We start from the raw sequence: 14,690 nt of genomic DNA on the forward strand, positions 1-14,690 counted from the left end.
CGGGAGTGCATCGTGCCGAGTGCCAGCCGCAAGCCAGCCAAGCCTAAAGCGAGCGCTGCGACACGGGCGGCCGGCGAGCCGGCTGCGATCCGGGTCGAGCGCGCGGTCGGGCCGGCACGGCGCGCGATCCTGAAGGGCTTGCGCGACTATAATCGCTCGAAGCTCGGTACCGTCTCCGCGAAGGACGTCGCGATCACATTGCGCGAGGGCGGCGAGATCGTCGGCGGCATTGTCGGGCAACTCTGGTGCGGCTGGCTCTTCATTCAGCTTTTCTGGATCGACGAGGCTTTCCGCGGCGCCGAGCGCGGGGCGGAGCTGATCGGCAGGCTGGAGGACGAGGCGCGGGCCTTCGGTGCGACGCAGGCCTATGTCGACACGTTCAGCTTCCAGGCGCCGGGCTTCTACCAGAAGCAGGGCTATCGTGTTTTCGGAGAGCTGGAGAATTTCCCCCTCGGGCATTCGCGGTTCTGGTTGACGAAGACGCTATGAGCACCTCGAACCGCAAACACGACATGGCCGAGGAGCCGCAGGCGCGCGGAGCCACGATCCAGCGCGAGGCGGATTTTGCCGCGACGCGCGAGGTCGTCCTGCGCGGCCTTGCTGCGCATAACGAGTCCAAGGTCGGGCCGCGCAATACGCAGCCCCTGGCCTTGAGTCTGCGCGATGAGGCCGGCGCCATGGTCGGCGGTCTCGTCGGCGAGCTGAAATGGGAGTGGCTCTATGTCGATCTGTTCTGGATCGACGAGGGCCATCGCGGTGCCGGACACGGCGAGGCGCTGCTCGCCATGGCCGAGCAGGCCGCGCGCGACTACGGCGCACGCGGTGTCTATCTCGGCACGATGAGCATTCAGGCGCCGGACTTCTATCCCCGCATGGGCTATCGCGAATGCGGCCGCATGGACGACTATCCGGTGGCCGGCCAGACCTTCCATCACTTCATGAAGGCGCTATGAGCATCTCCAACCGCAAGCCCGGGACCCCGAAGGAAGCGCCGGCGGAGCCGCTGAAGCGCGCGGTTTCGGGCGCGATGAAGGCGATCGCGCGCAAGCCGGAGATGGAGATCGTCTTCGCGGCCGACAAACCCTCGCTGGTCGGCGAGCGCGCCCGCCTGCCGGAGCCGCCGCGCAAGCTCACCGCAAACGATGTCGCGATCCTGCGCGGCCATGCTGATTCGATGGCGTTGCGCCTCGCCTGTCACGATTCCGCGGTCCATCGCCGTGCCGCGCCCGAGGGCGATGCGGCGCGCGCGGTCTTCGACGCAGTCGAGCAGGCCAGGGTCGAATGTGTTGGTTCGCGCCGGATGAGCGGGGTTTCCAGCAACATCTCGGCCATGCTGGAGGACCGCTATCATCGCGGCGGTCGTTATGAGGAGATCACCGATCGCGCCGACGCCCCGCTTGAGGACGCGCTTGCGCTGCTGGTGCGCGAGCGCCTCACCGGCCTGAAGCCGCCCAAGGCGGCGGAGAAGCTGGTCGATCTCTGGCGCGAGCAAATCGAAGCCAAGGCCGGCGGTGATCTCGATCGGCTGGCCAAGACGATCGAGGATCAGCGCGGGTTCGCCCGCACCGTGCGCGACATGCTGGTCTCGCTCGATATGGCCGAGCAGAGCAGTCAGGGCGACGAGTCCGATGAGGACGAGGACGATCAGGATCAGTCCTCCGAGGAGCAGCAGCAGGAAGAGGGCGAGGCTGAGCAGCAGAGCCAGGGCGAGCGCTCCGAGACCGAGACCAGCGAGGACGCTGCCGAGGAGCTGCAGGAGGGCGCCTCCGAGGCTGCCGACGCGCCGGCTGGCGACTGGGACGAGGAGGACGAGAACTCCGAGGCCGAGGAGGCCGGCGAGGCGCCGCGTCCGCGCGACAGCCGCGCCAACGACCGGCCGCAGACCGACTACAAGGCCTATACCCAGAAATTCGACGAGATCGTCACCGCCGAGGAGCTCTGCGACGCCGAGGAGCTGACGCGCCTGCGCGCTTATCTCGACAAGCAGCTGGCGCATCTGCAGGGCGTCGTCGCCCGGCTGGCAAACCGCTTGCAGCGCCGGCTGATGGCACAGCAGAACCGCTCCTGGCAGTTCGATCTGGAGGAGGGCGCGCTCGATCCCTCGCGGCTGCCGCGCATCATCATCGACCCGTTCCAGCCGCTCTCCTTCCGGCAGGAATCGGACACGAATTTCCGCGACACGGTGGTGACGCTGCTGATCGACAATTCCGGCTCGATGCGTGGCCGGCCGATCACGGTCGCAGCGACCTGCGCCGACATCCTGGCGCGCACACTGGAGCGCTGCGGCGTCAAGGTCGAATTGCTCGGCTTCACCACCCGCGCCTGGAAGGGCGGACTCTCGCGCGAGAGCTGGCTGCAATCGGGCAAGCCGGCCAATCCCGGCCGGCTCAACGATCTCCGGCACATCATCTACAAGGCGGCTGATGCCCCTTGGCGCCGGGCGCGCAAGAATCTCGGGCTGATGATGCGCGAGGGCCTGCTCAAGGAGAACATCGACGGCGAGGCGCTCGACTGGGCGCATAAGCGCCTGCTTGGCCGGCCGGAGCAGCGCAAGATCCTGATGGTGATCTCGGACGGCGCGCCGGTTGACGATTCGACGCTCTCGGTCAATGCCGGCAGCTACCTCGAACGCCATCTTCGCCATATCATCGCCGAGATCGAGACGCGCTCGCCGGTCGAACTGATCGCGATCGGCATTGGCCACGACGTCACGCGCTATTATCGCCGCGCCGTCACCATCGTCGACGCCGAGGAGCTCGGCGGCGTGATGACCGAGAAGCTGGCGGAGCTGTTCGAGGAGGATGCCGCCGCCGGATCGGGCTCGCGAGGCTCGCGCCGCCTGCAATGAGCCTGAGCCGTCGCAGCGTCATCGCCGGCCTCGGCGCGGCGGCTCTCAGCCTGCCTGCAAGGGCGCAGAGCCTCGAGCCGGCGCGCGTTCCGGTCAGCGTCTCTTCGCGGCCGATCGCGAGTTTCGAGCCCGGCAATCCCGCGAAGACCCGCTTCGGCCAGCTGATCTTCCGCGGCGGACTTCAGCTTTCGGGCAGTCACCCCCGCTTCGGAGGCTTCTCGGGGCTTTGGCGTTCGCCCGATGGGGCGCGGATCGTCGCGATCACCGACAATGGTTTCTGGCTGACCGCCAAGCTTGCGCGCAGCAGTCAGGGCAAGCTCTCAGGCCTGGAGGAGGCCGAGCTCGCGCCGATCCTCGGCGCCTCCGGCAAGCCGCTGCATCGTTCCCGCTATTACGATACCGAATCGCTGGCCATACAGGGCGGGGTCGCCTTCATCGGCGTCGAGCGCGCCCATGACATCCTGCGCTTCGATTTCGCCCGTCATGGCGTCGAGGCGCGAGCGCAATTGGTGCCGACCCCGCCGGCGCTGAAGCGTCTGCCGAGCAATCGCGGGCTTGAGGCGCTCGGGGTGCTGCCGGCCGGCCATCCTCTCGCCGGTGCGCTGATCGCGATTTCCGAGCGCTCCGGCCGTGAGGACGAGCCGACCATGGGCTTCATCATCGGCGGGCGCCAGCCGGGCACGCTGCAGGTGATCCGCCGCGACGGCTACGACATCACCGATCTCGCCTTCCTGCCGGGCGGCGACTTGCTGCTGCTGGAGCGCTGGTACAAGCCGCTGCGCGGCGTCGGCATGCGCATCCGCCGCATCGCCGCCGGCACGATTCGGCCGGGCGAGCAGTTGGACGGTCCTGTCCTGATCGAGGCCGATCTCGGCCAGGAGATCGACAATATGGAGGGGATGGCGGTCCACCTGGAGAACGGGCGGACGATCATCACCCTGATCTCGGACGATAATTTCTCGACCTTCCTGCAGCGGACCGTGCTGCTGGAGTTCGAGCTCGCGCAGTAAACGAAAAAAGCGGCCTTGCGGCCGCTTCATTCAGTCCCGAGGGAAAAGCCCGCTCAGTTGGCGGCGAGCTTCTTCTCGATGTCGCGCTTCAGCGTCAGCGCGCCGGTCGAGAGATCACCGGCCGGAGCCTTGACCAGGAAGGCGTCGAGGCCGCCGCGATGGTCGACGGTGCGCAGCGCGTTCGCCGAGACGCGCAGGCGGACCGAGCGGCCGAGCGCATCGGACTGCAGCGTGACGTTGACCAGGTTCGGCCGGAAGACCGTCTTGGTCTTGCGGTTCGAGTGGCTGACGAGGTGGCCGGTCTGGGTGGCTTTCCCGGTCAGTTCGCAACGGCGGGCCATGATCGTGTTCCCAAAATCTCCGAATGCTCAACGCGAAATGCCGACACGCGACGTGCCGGCAGGCAAGCACCGGAAGTCAAATTGAAGTGGCGGGTCTATAGCCGCCGGCTGGCGGCCCGTCAAGGCACGTGCGCGGAAACGCCTGCGGAAACATCTCGGTAACCATTATCCCGCCAAGCTGGCGCGAGCCAGTCACGATTCGGACCGAATCTCAGTGCATGCGACGTCCTTGGTCGCGCCCGGAGCCTGCGCAATGAAGCTCGCTTTGCCGTCTGCCAGCAGCGCCCGCCTCGCGGCGCTGATGCTTGCATTGTCGGCGCCGGCCGCGCAGGCGGCCTCGCTCGACGCGACCTATGACGTCTCGCTGCTCGGCCTGTCTCTCGGCAAGGCCAACCTGTCCGGTGGTATCGACGGCGGCAGCTACAAGCTCGACGCCAATGCGAAGCTGACCGGGCTCGTCGGCAGCTTCACCGGCGGGCGCGGCTCGGGCGCGGCGACCGGCAATCTCAATGGCGGCAGGCTCTCGCCGGCGACCTTTGCCGTTTCCTCGGCCAATTCCAGCGAAAGCCGCACCGTGCGCATGGCGCTCGACCGCAACGCCGTGCAGGCGCTGGCGATCGAGCCGCCGATCGACGCCAAGCCCGATCGCGTCCCGCTCAAGGACGAGCACCAGCGCAACATCATGGATCCGCTCAGCGCCTTCCTGATGCCGGTCGAGACCTCCGGGCGCAGCGGCGGCGCGGCCGCCTGCAACCGCACGCTGGCGATCTTCGACGGCGCGGCGCGCTACGACATCAAGCTGAGCTATTCCGGCACGCGCGAGATCAAGATCGACGGCTATAGCGGCCCGGTTTCGGTCTGCCAGGCGCGCTATGTGCCGATCGCCGGCCACCGCTCCCTGCGGCCCTCGACCAAATTCATGGCCGAGAACAAGGAGATCTCGACCTGGCTCGCCCCCGTCGCCGGGACGAACATGATGCTGCCGGTGCGCATCTCGGTGAAGACGATGATCGGCACCGCGGTGATCGAGGCCTCGAGCTTCAAGGTCGATCCGGACGTGACGGCGACCGCGACGCGGAATTGAGGTCAGGCGCCGGCTGCAAGTTCGAGCGGGAAGGGCGTGGGGTCGAAAGAGCCCCCCAGACCCGTGACTTCGATGTAGGTCGCCTGCCATTCGCGCAGCAGCCTTGTCAGGCCGGCCACATCCCGCCGTTCAAGGAGAGGTAGAGCAGGGTCGACGACCCTGCTCCAGAGCCGCGCAAAATATTCCGTGTGAGGTGCAGGCCCGCGTAACCGATCGAGCTCGCGACAATCAGCGAGCGCCTTGTCGAGATTGCCTAGGGCGATGTCGACGCGGAGTTGGCAATCCTTGTGCGCGTAAAGCGGACTCGTGATGAAGGTCATGTCCCGCGAGGCAAATGGGGCAAAATCCTCCAGTGTGGCGATCGTTCGTAACTGCGTGAGTGCCTGCCCAACCAACCGCTTGAACAAATCTGGCATATCCGGATCGCTCCAGCACCAGCCATAGCCTCGAATTCCGAGCGGCCATTCCCAGATCACGCCTGACAAGTTGAATGTAAAATTGACTGCGGCTGTTACGATGAAAGCGTCGCGGCCACCTGATCGACCGATGCCGATGCATCGGTGCACGTGGCTTACCGGTTTGAGGTAGATGTAGTTCTTGTGCAGGACGATATCCGGATTCTCAGTGAGCAGCGGCGCAAAGAGTTGGCGAATTTGCCGGGCTGTCGTCATTTGCGTGGCTTCATCTGCATGATGATGAACCGGTGAGCGTTCGGATAGAGCCGTTTCATCAGGACGACCAATTCAGCGGCGCGCTTCGGCCCGAGTATAGCGTTGCCGGTCTTGAGATCGTAGCCGCAGGCAGTCGTCTCGCTGGCTCTTTCGACGACATCGGCTCGGAATGTATGTCTGAGTCCGTAACGCCTTGCGCCATCACCAGCTACCTCCTCTCTGAACGCGGAAATCTCGGCTCGAAAATTAGGGTCGCTCTCCTTATCGACGCCGCGTTTCACACGGGTATGCACGGCGGTTCCGTAAGCTCCAGCATTCGGGTAGTTGCTTGGGCTTCCGGCGTCGCGAGCTGCTTTGTCCAATAGCTCCTGGACGGTCTCTCGGCGATTGCAAGCGCGGTCGGCTTCTTGCTCGGTCAGGTTGGCGACGAAGTCCAGCCTTGGTGAACTGCTTCCATCCCCTTGGAACTCTCGCGCACTAAAGCCGGCGACGGCCTGCAGTCCATCGATCTTGTTCCGCGCCGACAGCCAGGTGAAGAGCGTCAGCGCGGTCGTGATCGTGATTTCTGCGGCGGCCGGAGCGACCACGAGCGGTGCAAACGCCTCCTGCACCGTCGCCTCACGCTCCGGCCCGCGCTCGGTCCAGGTCGAGCGGGAAACGACCTCGCCGTCCGGGCCGCCGTTCCGGATCGTCTGGGTGCGACCCGCGGTCTCGAAGGTGGTCTTGCCGCCCTCGGGCAAAGTGACGGTGTGGCGCTCGTCCCAGTCGCTGCGACGGCCGGGCTCGGCGAATTCGGACTGGATGGTCGAGCCGTCGCGATTGACGATGGCACGTTCGGCCAGGGAGCCATCCGGACGCGTTGCGTCCTGATAGAAGGCCCAGTTCTCCTCGCCGCTGGTGTCGGCGACGGTGTCGCTGAAACTCAGCGCGGTAGACAGGGCATTGCCGAGATCGCCGAGCCAGTCGGTTCCGGTCAGCGTCGGATCGCCGCCGCCTCCGCCGCTGGTCCATTGCCCACCACCTTCACTGCCGGCCGGTACGCGCGGCTGGTCCGGATTGTATTTGCGGGCGAGCTCGTGCCGGAGCAGCCGCGTCTGCGCCTTCAGCGAGACAAGCCGGCGGCGCAGAAGAACGATCTCGTGCCAATGCGCGCTGTCACTGGCTGAATGATGCGGCTGGTCCGGCATGGCGTGCTCCCTGGTTTGGAGTGCGCCATTCTGAGGCCGCCGGAACCGCCGGGGATAAGATCGCTTCCTATCCCCGCCGGCGCTTCAGCTGCCATCTGACTCGCAGTTCGTGGAGGCTTTGCCGTTCGACGAATTGCAGGATCTCCGGGTGAGGGGATAGCCTTTCCGGCGATTCGCCTCCGGAGCCGTCATGTCCAGCGATTTCGCCTTGCCTCCCGGCCTCAGGCATCGCCAGGTCGTCGTGCGCGATACCGTCTTGCATGTCGCCGAGGTCGGCGACGGGCCGGCGGTGCTGCTGCTGCATGGCTGGCCGGAGTTCTGGATGAGTTGGCTGCCGCTAATGAACCGGCTGCATGGTGAATTCCGGCTGATCGCGCCTGATCTGCGCGGCTTCGGCGATAGCGGGAAATCGGTGGGACCGCGCAGCGATGTCGGCGCCAACAGCCATGCCGACGACATGGCGGCGCTGTTGGAGGGGCTCGGCCTTGGCCGGGTCGGCGTCGTCGGCCACGATGTCGGCGCCTATGTCGCGCAGGGTCTGGCGCGGCGTCATCCGCAGCGGGTCGAGAAGCTGCTGTTCTTCAACTGCCCGACACCGAGCGTCGGCTCCGCCTGGGTCCGCGACGGCCATGTCAACGAGATCTGGTACCAGTCCTTCCAGCAATTACCGCTGGCGGAGCAGTTGATCGGTTCCAGTCGCGAGGCTTGCGCGCTCTATCTCGGGCACTTCCTGACGCATTGGTGCCATCGCAAGGAGGCTTTCGCGCCAGTCTTCGACGCCTTCGTCGAGAATTTCATGAAGCCCGGCAATCTGCGTGGGGGATTCGACTGGTATCGCAGCCAGAATGCGGCGCGGATCGCCGCGATCGACGGTCATCCAGCACCGTCCGTGCCGATCCATCAGCGCACAAGGGTGCATTGGGGCCGACACGATCCGATCCTGAAATCCGAATGGTCGACTTTCCTGTCGCATTATTTCGACGATGTCGAAGTGACCTTCTGCGAGAGCGCCGGCCATTTCGTTCATGTCGAGGCGCCGGACGAGGCGGCGCAGGTCCTTGCCGAGGTCTTCGCGGACTGATCGGGACGTGGTTGCCTGCCGCGATCTTCGGCGGCCCCTCTCGTCTTCTCGCCCGCGACGCCTACATGAGCGAAAGCGGCCCTCGCGCGCGCAAGTCGGCGAAGGATGGATAATGAAGGCGATTCAAAATCTTGTGGTTTTTGAATCGCTTGCCGCAATATCTCGCCGTGAACGAAACCTGATTCTGTGGGAGTCAGCGATTCGCCCCCGCTTCGTTCCGGACTCGTTCTGTTCACGAATCGGGTTGCTTTTACGCCGCCCGACTCGATAGGGCTCGCGGCCGCCCGGACTGCAGGAAAGCTCCAGCGTCTTGATCCAACCTCGTTCCCTTCCGCCTTCGCTCCGCGCCCGCGGTGTCACGGCGGTGCTCGGCCCGACCAATACCGGCAAGACCCATCTCGCTATCGAGCGGATGGTCGCGCATCCGACCGGGATGATCGGCCTGCCGCTGCGCCTGCTGGCGCGCGAGGTCTATCAGCGCGTGGTCGACAAGGTCGGGCCGCAGGCGGTCGCGCTGATCACGGGCGAGGAGAAGATCAAGCCGGAGCGGCCGAGCTTCTGGGTCTGCACGGTCGAGGCGATGCCGCGCGACCTCGCGGTTGATTTCGTCGCCATCGACGAGATCCAGCTCGCCGCCGATCTCGACCGTGGCCATGTCTTCGCCGATCGCCTCCTCAATCATCGCGGCCGCGAAGAGACGATGCTGATCGGCGCCGGTACGATGCGGCCGCTGGTCGAACAGCTCATTCCCGGTGTCAACGTCGTCTCGCGGCCGCGCCTGTCGAAGCTCTCCTTCGCCGGCGACCGCAAGATCACCCGCCTGCCACGGCGTTCGGCGATCGTCGCCTTCTCGGCCGAGGAGGTCTACGCCATTGCCGAGCTGATCCGCCGGCAGAAGGGCGGGGCGGCGGTCGTGCTCGGCGCGCTCAGCCCGCGCACGCGAAATGCCCAGGTCGAAATCTACCAGTCGGGCGATGTCGACTATCTCGTCGCCACCGACGCGATCGGCATGGGGCTCAATCTCGATGTCGACCACATCGCCTTTGCGGGCGACAGCAAGTTCGACGGTCATCATTATCGCAAGCTCAATCCGGCCGAGTTCGGCCAGATCGCCGGGCGAGCCGGCCGGCATCTGCGTGACGGCACCTTCGGCACCACCGGGCGCTCGCCGCCCTTCGAGCAGGAACTGGTCGAGGCGATCGAGGACCATCGCTTCGAATCTGTCCGGCAAGTGCAATGGCGCAATTCCGATCTCGATCTGCGTTCGATCGCCGGCCTGATCGACAGCCTCAACGTCCAGCCGCAGGAGCAGGGACTGACCCGCGCCCTGATTGCCGAGGACATGACGACACTGGAAATCCTCGCGCGCGACGCGGACATCGCGCGACTGGCCCAGGGCAAACCGGCTGTGACGCGGCTCTGGGAGGTCTGCGGACTGCCCGATTACCGTAAGATCGCACCGATGCAGCATGCCGAGCTGGCGACAACTTTGTATCTGCGCCTGATGCGTCATGGCCGGCTCGATCCGGACTGGTATGCCGGCCAATTGGCCGCCCTCGACCGCGTTGATGGCGAGATCGACACCCTCTCGGCCCGCATCTCCCAGGTCCGGACCTGGACCTATGTTGCCAACCGGCCGGACTGGTTGCTCGATCCAGAGCATTGGCAGGGGGTGGCGCGTCTTGTAGAGGACAGGCTGTCGGACGCTTTGCACGAACGGCTTGCCAGCCGATTCGTCGATCGGCGTACGAGCGTGTTGATGCGTCGCCTGCGGGAGAATGCAATGTTGGAGGCCGAAGTCACCGCGACCGGCGATGTCCTGGTCGAGGGTCAGCACGTCGGATTGCTGCAAGGCTTTCGCTTCACGGCCGATCCCAAGGCGGGTGGGCCGGAAGCGAAGGCGCTGAATGCTGCGGCGCTGAAGGCGCTGGCTGGCGAGCTCGAGGCACGCGCCTCGCGCGTTGTGCTGGCCGGCGACGATGCCTTCGTGCTGTCGCATGATGGGCTGGTGCGCTGGATCGGCGAGCCGGTGGCGCGCCTGACTGCCGGCGAGAAAGTGCTGGAGCCGCGCCTGCGCCTGATGGTCGACGACCATCTGCCGGCACAGGCCCGCGAGCAGATCGAGACCCGACTGGCCGCCTGGCTGAAGCATCACATCACCAAGCTGCTCGGCCCGCTCCAGATCCTGGAGAATGCCGAGAGTGCCGCCGGCATTGCTCGCGGCATCGCCTATCAGACGGCCGAGGCGCTCGGCGTGCTCGAGCGCAGCAAGGTCGCCGAGGAGATGAAGACGCTCGACCAGGAAGGTCGTGCGGCGCTGCGCCAGCTCGGCATCCGCTTCGGCGCCTTCCATCTCTATGTCCCGGCCCTGCTGAAACCGGCGCCGCGCGCGCTTGCCGCCCAGCTCTGGGCGTTGAAGCACGGCAATCCGGAGGCTGCCGGGCTCGACGACATCTCGCATCTCGCCTCGTCGGGACGAACCTCGTTCCCGGCCAACAAGGACGTGCCCAAGGGGCTCTATCGCGCTGCCGGCTACCGCGTCTGCGGCGAGCGGGCTGTGCGTGTCGACATCCTGGAGCGGCTGGCGGACCTGATCCGGCCCGCGATCGCCTATCGTCCGGGCCTGACGCTTGGCCAGCCGCCGGCGGGCACCGCCGATCAGGACGGCTTCGTCGCGACCGGGGCGATGACCTCGCTCGTCGGCTGCGCCGGCGAGGATTTCGCCTCGATCCTGCGCTCGCTCGGCTACGTCTCGCAGAAGCGGCCGGGCCCTGCGATCACCGCGGCGCTCGCCGTCGCGCCGCAGCCCGTTGCCGCTGCTGCGCCGGAAGTTGAGGCGCCCGCGGCCGACACGGCCTCGGCGACCGAGCAAGTCGAAGCGTTGGACGAAGCTACCTCGTCCGATAGCGAGGTCGCGGCCGAGAGCGCCGACGGTGCGGCGCCAGTAGGCGAAACGCCTGATGTTCCGGTTCTGACCGACGCGGATGTCGCTGCCGCGCCACCAGTCGAAGAAGAGCTGGTCAGCCTGGCCGAGCCGGTGTCGGCCGATGCGATGCCGACGCTGGTGCTGCCGAGCGACGAGCCGGCGACGGAAGCCGTGTCTCAAGCCGAAGCCGAGACCGCGGCGGCTGAGCCTGCTGCGGCTGTCGAGGCGACTCCGCCGGCCGAACCGGAACTCATCGAGATCTGGCGGCCGCATCGTCATCAGGGCGGCCGGCGTCCCGAACAGGGACAGCGTGGCCGTCGGCCTGATCGGCGCGCCGGCGCAGAAGCCACTGCTCCTGCCGAAGGTGGCGAGGGCAAGCCGGGCGGACAGCGTCCGCCGAACCGCAATCGCTGGCGTGAAGGCGGCTGGAACGGGCCGCGCCCAACTGGCGGCGAGGGCACGCCAGCGGCGCCGGAGGGAGCGGGCCGCAACGCCCAGCCACGCGATGGACGTCCCGAGCGTGGTCCGAGGCCGGAGTTCAAGCGTGATGGCGGTCGCCCTGGTGGCGGTCCGCGCCGCGACGAGCGCGGCGGCAAGGAACAGCGCTTCCAGCAGCCGCCCAGGCCGCGTCCGGCCGAGCGTCAGCCCGATCCGGACTCGCCCTTCGCCAAGCTCCTGGCCCTGAAGGCCCAGCTCGAGGGCAATGACGGCCGCAAGAGCTGAGTTCTAGGTAGCTTCGAGGTTCCGCTTGCGGGAAGATCGGCAACGCCTCGACAAATGGCTCTGGTTCGCGCGCTTCGCGCGGACTCGGCCCGCTGCCGTGCAGCTGGTGGAGGAGGGGCATGTCCGGGTCGCAGGCAAGCGCGTCGAGAATCCGGCGCTCGGCCTCAAGCCCGGCGATGTGCTGACGCTCGCTTTGCCGCATGCGACGCTGGTGGTGCGAGTGACCGCCTTCGCCGCCCGGCGTGGCTCCTATGAGCAGGCGCAGACGCTCTACGAGGTGCTGAGCGGCCCCGAGCGCGGCGATGCGCCGCTTGCGCCCGACGAGCCCGCGGGATAGAGCGCGTGTCAGATGTGGCGAGCGCTGGCACGCCCGCGAAAAATCTTCTCGAAACGTTGGTTTCGATGGAAGTTTGATCTCGTTTCCGGTCGTGACAGGGCCTTGAAACATTCTCTCGACCGGCTCTAAAAAGCGCCGGCCGATCGGAAGGACAGCGTCATGACCTATGTGGTCACCGAGAACTGCATCAAGTGCAAGTACATGGACTGCGTCGAGGTCTGTCCGGTCGACTGTTTCTATGAAGGCGAGAACTTCCTCGTCATCCATCCTGACGAGTGCATCGACTGCGGCGTCTGCGAGCCGGAATGCCCGGCCGAGGCGATCAAGCCAGATACCGAGCCTGGTCTCGACAATTGGCTGCAGCTCAATGCGAAGTTTGCGGCGAGCTGGCCCAACATCACACAAAAGAAGGACAGCCCCGCCGACGCCAAGGAGTTCGACGGCGTGCCGGGCAAGCTCGAACTTCTATCGCCGGAACCCGGCGAAGGCGACTGAATCTTACCTTACGTCAGACGGTAATTGCGATTAACCATGGCCGGCCGCAACGCGGCCCGGTGGTGTTTGCATTCCGTTTACCTTTGATTCGGCGCGATTTTTGTGGTATCTACAAGCCACAGTCGAGTTCGTTCCGCCTGCCCCTGCGAGGTCACACAAACGGGGCACCCCCTGAGACGGCAGCAATGCACCACCGGCCAGAAGGCTCGGCGTGTCGCTGTCTTCGTGGCTGGCGGTCAGCAAGAAACAATCGGCTGAGGGAGCGTGTTGCGTCGGGGAAACAAGACCAGAAGGTCGTTCCCGTCGTGTCAGGCAGAGAGTCGCCGGTCATCCCGACCAGCGACTGAAAGTCGCGTCTCCGCCTCCGGCGGGGAAATCAGGAGTCGAAACGGCATGTCCACTGCGAAGAAGACTGTTGTGCGCCAGGGCTTCAGGACGGGCGAGTTCGTCGTCTACCCGTCCCATGGCGTCGGTCAGATCACGGCGATCGAGGAGCAGGAAGTCGCTGGCTTCAAGCTCGAGCTGTTCGTGGTCAGCTTCGCCAAGGACAAGATGACCCTGCGCGTGCCCACGGCCAAGGCGGCGAGCGTTGGCCTGCGCAAGCTTGCCGATGCCGAGATCGTCGGCAAGGCGCTGGCGACGCTGACTGGCCGCGCCCGGGTCAAGCGCACCATGTGGTCGCGCCGGGCCCAGGAATACGAAGCCAAGATCAATTCGGGCGATCTCGTCGCCATCGCCGAGGTCGTGCGCGATCTCTATCGCTCCGAGGCGCAGCCCGAGCAGTCCTATTCCGAGCGTCAGCTCTACGAAGCGGCGATCGATCGGATGACCCGCGAGATCGCGGTGGTCGAGGAGATCACTGAGACCGAGGCGCTGAAGAAGATCGAGGGCCAGCTCGCCAAGTCGCCGCGTCGCGCCGGCAAGGGTGAGGCCGCCGAAGCGGCCGAAGCCGAAGAGGGCGACGAGGACCTGCAGGAAGAGGCCGCTTGAGGGCAGCTTCCCGACACTGGATTACAGAAAAGCCCGGCGGATCGCTCCGCCGGGCTTTTTCGTGTCAGGCTGCGCCGGTCTCGGCGGCGAGGAAGGCGATCGTGCGCTCCCAGGCGAGCTTGGCGGCCGCGGCATTGTAGCGCTCGGCGCTGGTGTCGTTGTGGAAGGCGTGGTCGACGTCAGGGTAGACGATCGCCTGGTAATTGACGCCGGCCGCTTTCAGCGCGGCCTCATAGGCCGGCAGACCCTCGACGAGGCGGGTGTCGCGGGCGGCGTGCTGGATCAGCAGCCGCGCCTTGATTTGCGGGACTTTGGCGAGGTCGGGAGAGCGGCCGTAGAAGACGACGCCGGCATTGAGCTCCGGCGCGTTGACGGCGAGGTCATTGACCGCGCCACCGCCCCAGCAGAAGCCGACTGCGCCGACCTTGCCGGTCGCGTCCGGCCGCGCCTTGAGAAACGCCAGTGCTGCGCGCCCTTGCGCGATGACATCCTCGGGCTTGAGTTGCGGGAACAGGGCGCGGGCGGCATCGGCATCGGCCGGCGTGCCGCCGAGCGGAGTGAGGAAATCGACCCCGAGGGCGCTGAAGCCGGCCAGTGCAGCGCGCCGGGTGACGTCCTCGATATGCGGGTTCAAGCCGCGGTTCTCATGGATGACCAGGACACCGCCGCGCTTTGCTTGAGTCTTCGGCGTGACGAGATAGCCCTTGAGTTTCACGCCGCCGATGGTCTCGTCGATGCGCTTGCTCTCGATACGGGCATCGTCCGCCGTGACCTGCTGGGCCTGGGCATAGTTGGGCTCCAAGAGCGAGAGCGCGGCCTCGGCGGCCGCCGCAGAGCCGGCGATGGCGATCAACCGGTTCATGAAGCTGCGCCGGTCGAGCGGCTTGTGGGTGTATTCGTCGTAGAGTTCGACGATGCGGCGATCGAGCGCCATGGCTGCCTCCCTGTCCTGACGGATGCGGCAAGGCTACCACAAGGCGAAAGGAAAGCGGCAGGC

General features: G+C 66.2%; 14 protein-coding genes. 10 read left to right on the plus strand and 4 right to left on the minus strand.

What is annotated here, in order from left to right:
• The first annotated feature begins 12 nt into the window (after positions 1-12).
• The 4 genes from BLM15_RS23980 to BLM15_RS23995 are packed head-to-tail and all read left to right on the plus strand — an operon-like array spanning position 13 to position 3,858.
• Positions 13-489: a GNAT family N-acetyltransferase gene (locus BLM15_RS23980; RefSeq protein ID WP_236846403.1), complete on the plus strand. Its 477-nt coding sequence runs from the start codon at positions 13-15 to the stop codon at positions 487-489.
• A complete protein-coding gene (locus BLM15_RS23985) occupies positions 486-953 on the plus strand; it encodes a GNAT family N-acetyltransferase (RefSeq protein ID WP_126115104.1) in 468 nt (155 codons plus the stop codon). The genes BLM15_RS23980 and BLM15_RS23985 overlap by 4 nt, the downstream gene beginning before the upstream one ends.
• Entirely contained in the window at positions 950-2,848 is a 1,899-nt protein-coding gene (cobT, locus tag BLM15_RS23990; RefSeq protein WP_126115105.1) for a cobaltochelatase subunit CobT, read from the plus strand. Before BLM15_RS23985 ends, cobT begins: the two co-directional genes overlap by 4 nt.
• Positions 2,845-3,858 (plus strand): esterase-like activity of phytase family protein, encoded by a 1,014-nt coding sequence (locus tag BLM15_RS23995; RefSeq protein ID WP_126115106.1) that lies wholly within the window; start codon positions 2,845-2,847, stop codon positions 3,856-3,858. The genes cobT and BLM15_RS23995 overlap by 4 nt, the downstream gene beginning before the upstream one ends.
• 53 nt (positions 3,859-3,911) lie before the next feature.
• On the opposite strand, the gene rpmB is transcribed toward BLM15_RS23995, so the two are convergent.
• Positions 3,912-4,199 (minus strand): 50S ribosomal protein L28, encoded by a 288-nt coding sequence (gene rpmB, locus BLM15_RS24000; RefSeq protein WP_126115107.1) that lies wholly within the window; start codon positions 4,197-4,199, stop codon positions 3,912-3,914.
• 253 nt (positions 4,200-4,452) lie between these two features.
• Here rpmB and BLM15_RS24005 point away from each other — a divergent pair, with 253 nt between their 5' ends.
• Positions 4,453-5,283: a DUF3108 domain-containing protein gene (locus BLM15_RS24005; protein WP_126115108.1), complete on the plus strand. Its 831-nt coding sequence runs from the start codon at positions 4,453-4,455 to the stop codon at positions 5,281-5,283.
• A 2-nt stretch (positions 5,284-5,285) separates the two neighbouring features.
• On the opposite strand, the gene BLM15_RS24010 is transcribed toward BLM15_RS24005, so the two are convergent.
• Positions 5,286-5,954, minus strand: coding sequence for a hypothetical protein (locus tag BLM15_RS24010; protein WP_126115109.1), 669 nt, complete (start codon positions 5,952-5,954; stop codon positions 5,286-5,288).
• Complete coding sequence (locus BLM15_RS24015) at positions 5,951-7,141, minus strand: hypothetical protein (protein WP_126115110.1); 1,191 nt, start codon at positions 7,139-7,141, stop codon at positions 5,951-5,953. The genes BLM15_RS24010 and BLM15_RS24015 overlap by 4 nt, the downstream gene beginning before the upstream one ends.
• Before the next feature lie 190 nt (positions 7,142-7,331).
• On the opposite strand from BLM15_RS24015, the gene BLM15_RS24020 reads away from it, so the two are divergent.
• The 5 genes from BLM15_RS24020 to BLM15_RS24040 all read left to right on the plus strand — a co-directional run bounded on the left by BLM15_RS24020 (position 7,332) and on the right by BLM15_RS24040 (position 13,693).
• On the plus strand, positions 7,332-8,222 hold the full coding sequence (locus BLM15_RS24020) for an alpha/beta fold hydrolase (RefSeq protein WP_126115111.1): 891 nt from the start codon (positions 7,332-7,334) through the stop codon (positions 8,220-8,222).
• Between the two features lie 313 nt (positions 8,223-8,535).
• Complete coding sequence (locus BLM15_RS24025) at positions 8,536-11,871, plus strand: helicase-related protein (protein WP_126116334.1); 3,336 nt, start codon at positions 8,536-8,538, stop codon at positions 11,869-11,871.
• A 25-nt stretch (positions 11,872-11,896) separates the two neighbouring features.
• The gene (locus BLM15_RS24030) at positions 11,897-12,208 is read left to right on the plus strand and encodes an RNA-binding S4 domain-containing protein (RefSeq protein ID WP_126115112.1); all 312 of its coding nucleotides are present in this window, start codon (positions 11,897-11,899) and stop codon (positions 12,206-12,208) included.
• Positions 12,209-12,367: 159 nt separating this feature from the next.
• Complete coding sequence (gene fdxA / locus BLM15_RS24035) at positions 12,368-12,703, plus strand: ferredoxin FdxA (RefSeq protein ID WP_126115113.1); 336 nt, start codon at positions 12,368-12,370, stop codon at positions 12,701-12,703.
• A 393-nt stretch (positions 12,704-13,096) separates the two neighbouring features.
• Positions 13,097-13,693 (plus strand): CarD family transcriptional regulator, encoded by a 597-nt coding sequence (locus tag BLM15_RS24040; RefSeq protein WP_126115114.1) that lies wholly within the window; start codon positions 13,097-13,099, stop codon positions 13,691-13,693.
• 64 nt (positions 13,694-13,757) lie between these two features.
• Here BLM15_RS24040 and BLM15_RS24045 read toward each other — a convergent pair whose 3' ends face one another.
• Positions 13,758-14,627 (minus strand): dienelactone hydrolase family protein, encoded by an 870-nt coding sequence (locus BLM15_RS24045; protein WP_126115115.1) that lies wholly within the window; start codon positions 14,625-14,627, stop codon positions 13,758-13,760.
• Positions 14,628-14,690 lie beyond the last annotated feature (63 nt).

It is taken from the genome of Bosea sp. Tri-49 (assembly GCF_003952665.1).
GTDB lineage: Bacteria > Pseudomonadota > Alphaproteobacteria > Rhizobiales > Beijerinckiaceae > Allobosea.

Excerpts from the sequence above, each read along its gene's own strand:
- BLM15_RS23985 (WP_126115104.1), top strand. The coding sequence starts at position 486 with ATGAGCACCTCGAACCGCAAACACGACATGGCCGAGGAGCCGCAGGCG.
- cobT (WP_126115105.1), top strand. The coding sequence starts at position 950 with ATGAGCATCTCCAACCGCAAGCCCGGGACCCCGAAGGAAGCGCCGGCG.
- BLM15_RS23995 (WP_126115106.1), top strand. The coding sequence starts at position 2,845 with ATGAGCCTGAGCCGTCGCAGCGTCATCGCCGGCCTCGGCGCGGCGGCT.
- rpmB (WP_126115107.1), bottom strand. The coding sequence starts at position 4,199 with ATGGCCCGCCGTTGCGAACTGACCGGGAAAGCCACCCAGACCGGCCAC.
- BLM15_RS24005 (WP_126115108.1), top strand. The coding sequence starts at position 4,453 with ATGAAGCTCGCTTTGCCGTCTGCCAGCAGCGCCCGCCTCGCGGCGCTG.
- BLM15_RS24010 (WP_126115109.1), bottom strand. The coding sequence starts at position 5,954 with ATGACGACAGCCCGGCAAATTCGCCAACTCTTTGCGCCGCTGCTCACT.
- BLM15_RS24015 (WP_126115110.1), bottom strand. The coding sequence starts at position 7,141 with ATGCCGGACCAGCCGCATCATTCAGCCAGTGACAGCGCGCATTGGCAC.
- BLM15_RS24020 (WP_126115111.1), top strand. The coding sequence starts at position 7,332 with ATGTCCAGCGATTTCGCCTTGCCTCCCGGCCTCAGGCATCGCCAGGTC.
- fdxA (WP_126115113.1), top strand. The coding sequence starts at position 12,368 with ATGACCTATGTGGTCACCGAGAACTGCATCAAGTGCAAGTACATGGAC.
- BLM15_RS24040 (WP_126115114.1), top strand. The coding sequence starts at position 13,097 with ATGTCCACTGCGAAGAAGACTGTTGTGCGCCAGGGCTTCAGGACGGGC.
- BLM15_RS24045 (WP_126115115.1), bottom strand. The coding sequence starts at position 14,627 with ATGGCGCTCGATCGCCGCATCGTCGAACTCTACGACGAATACACCCAC.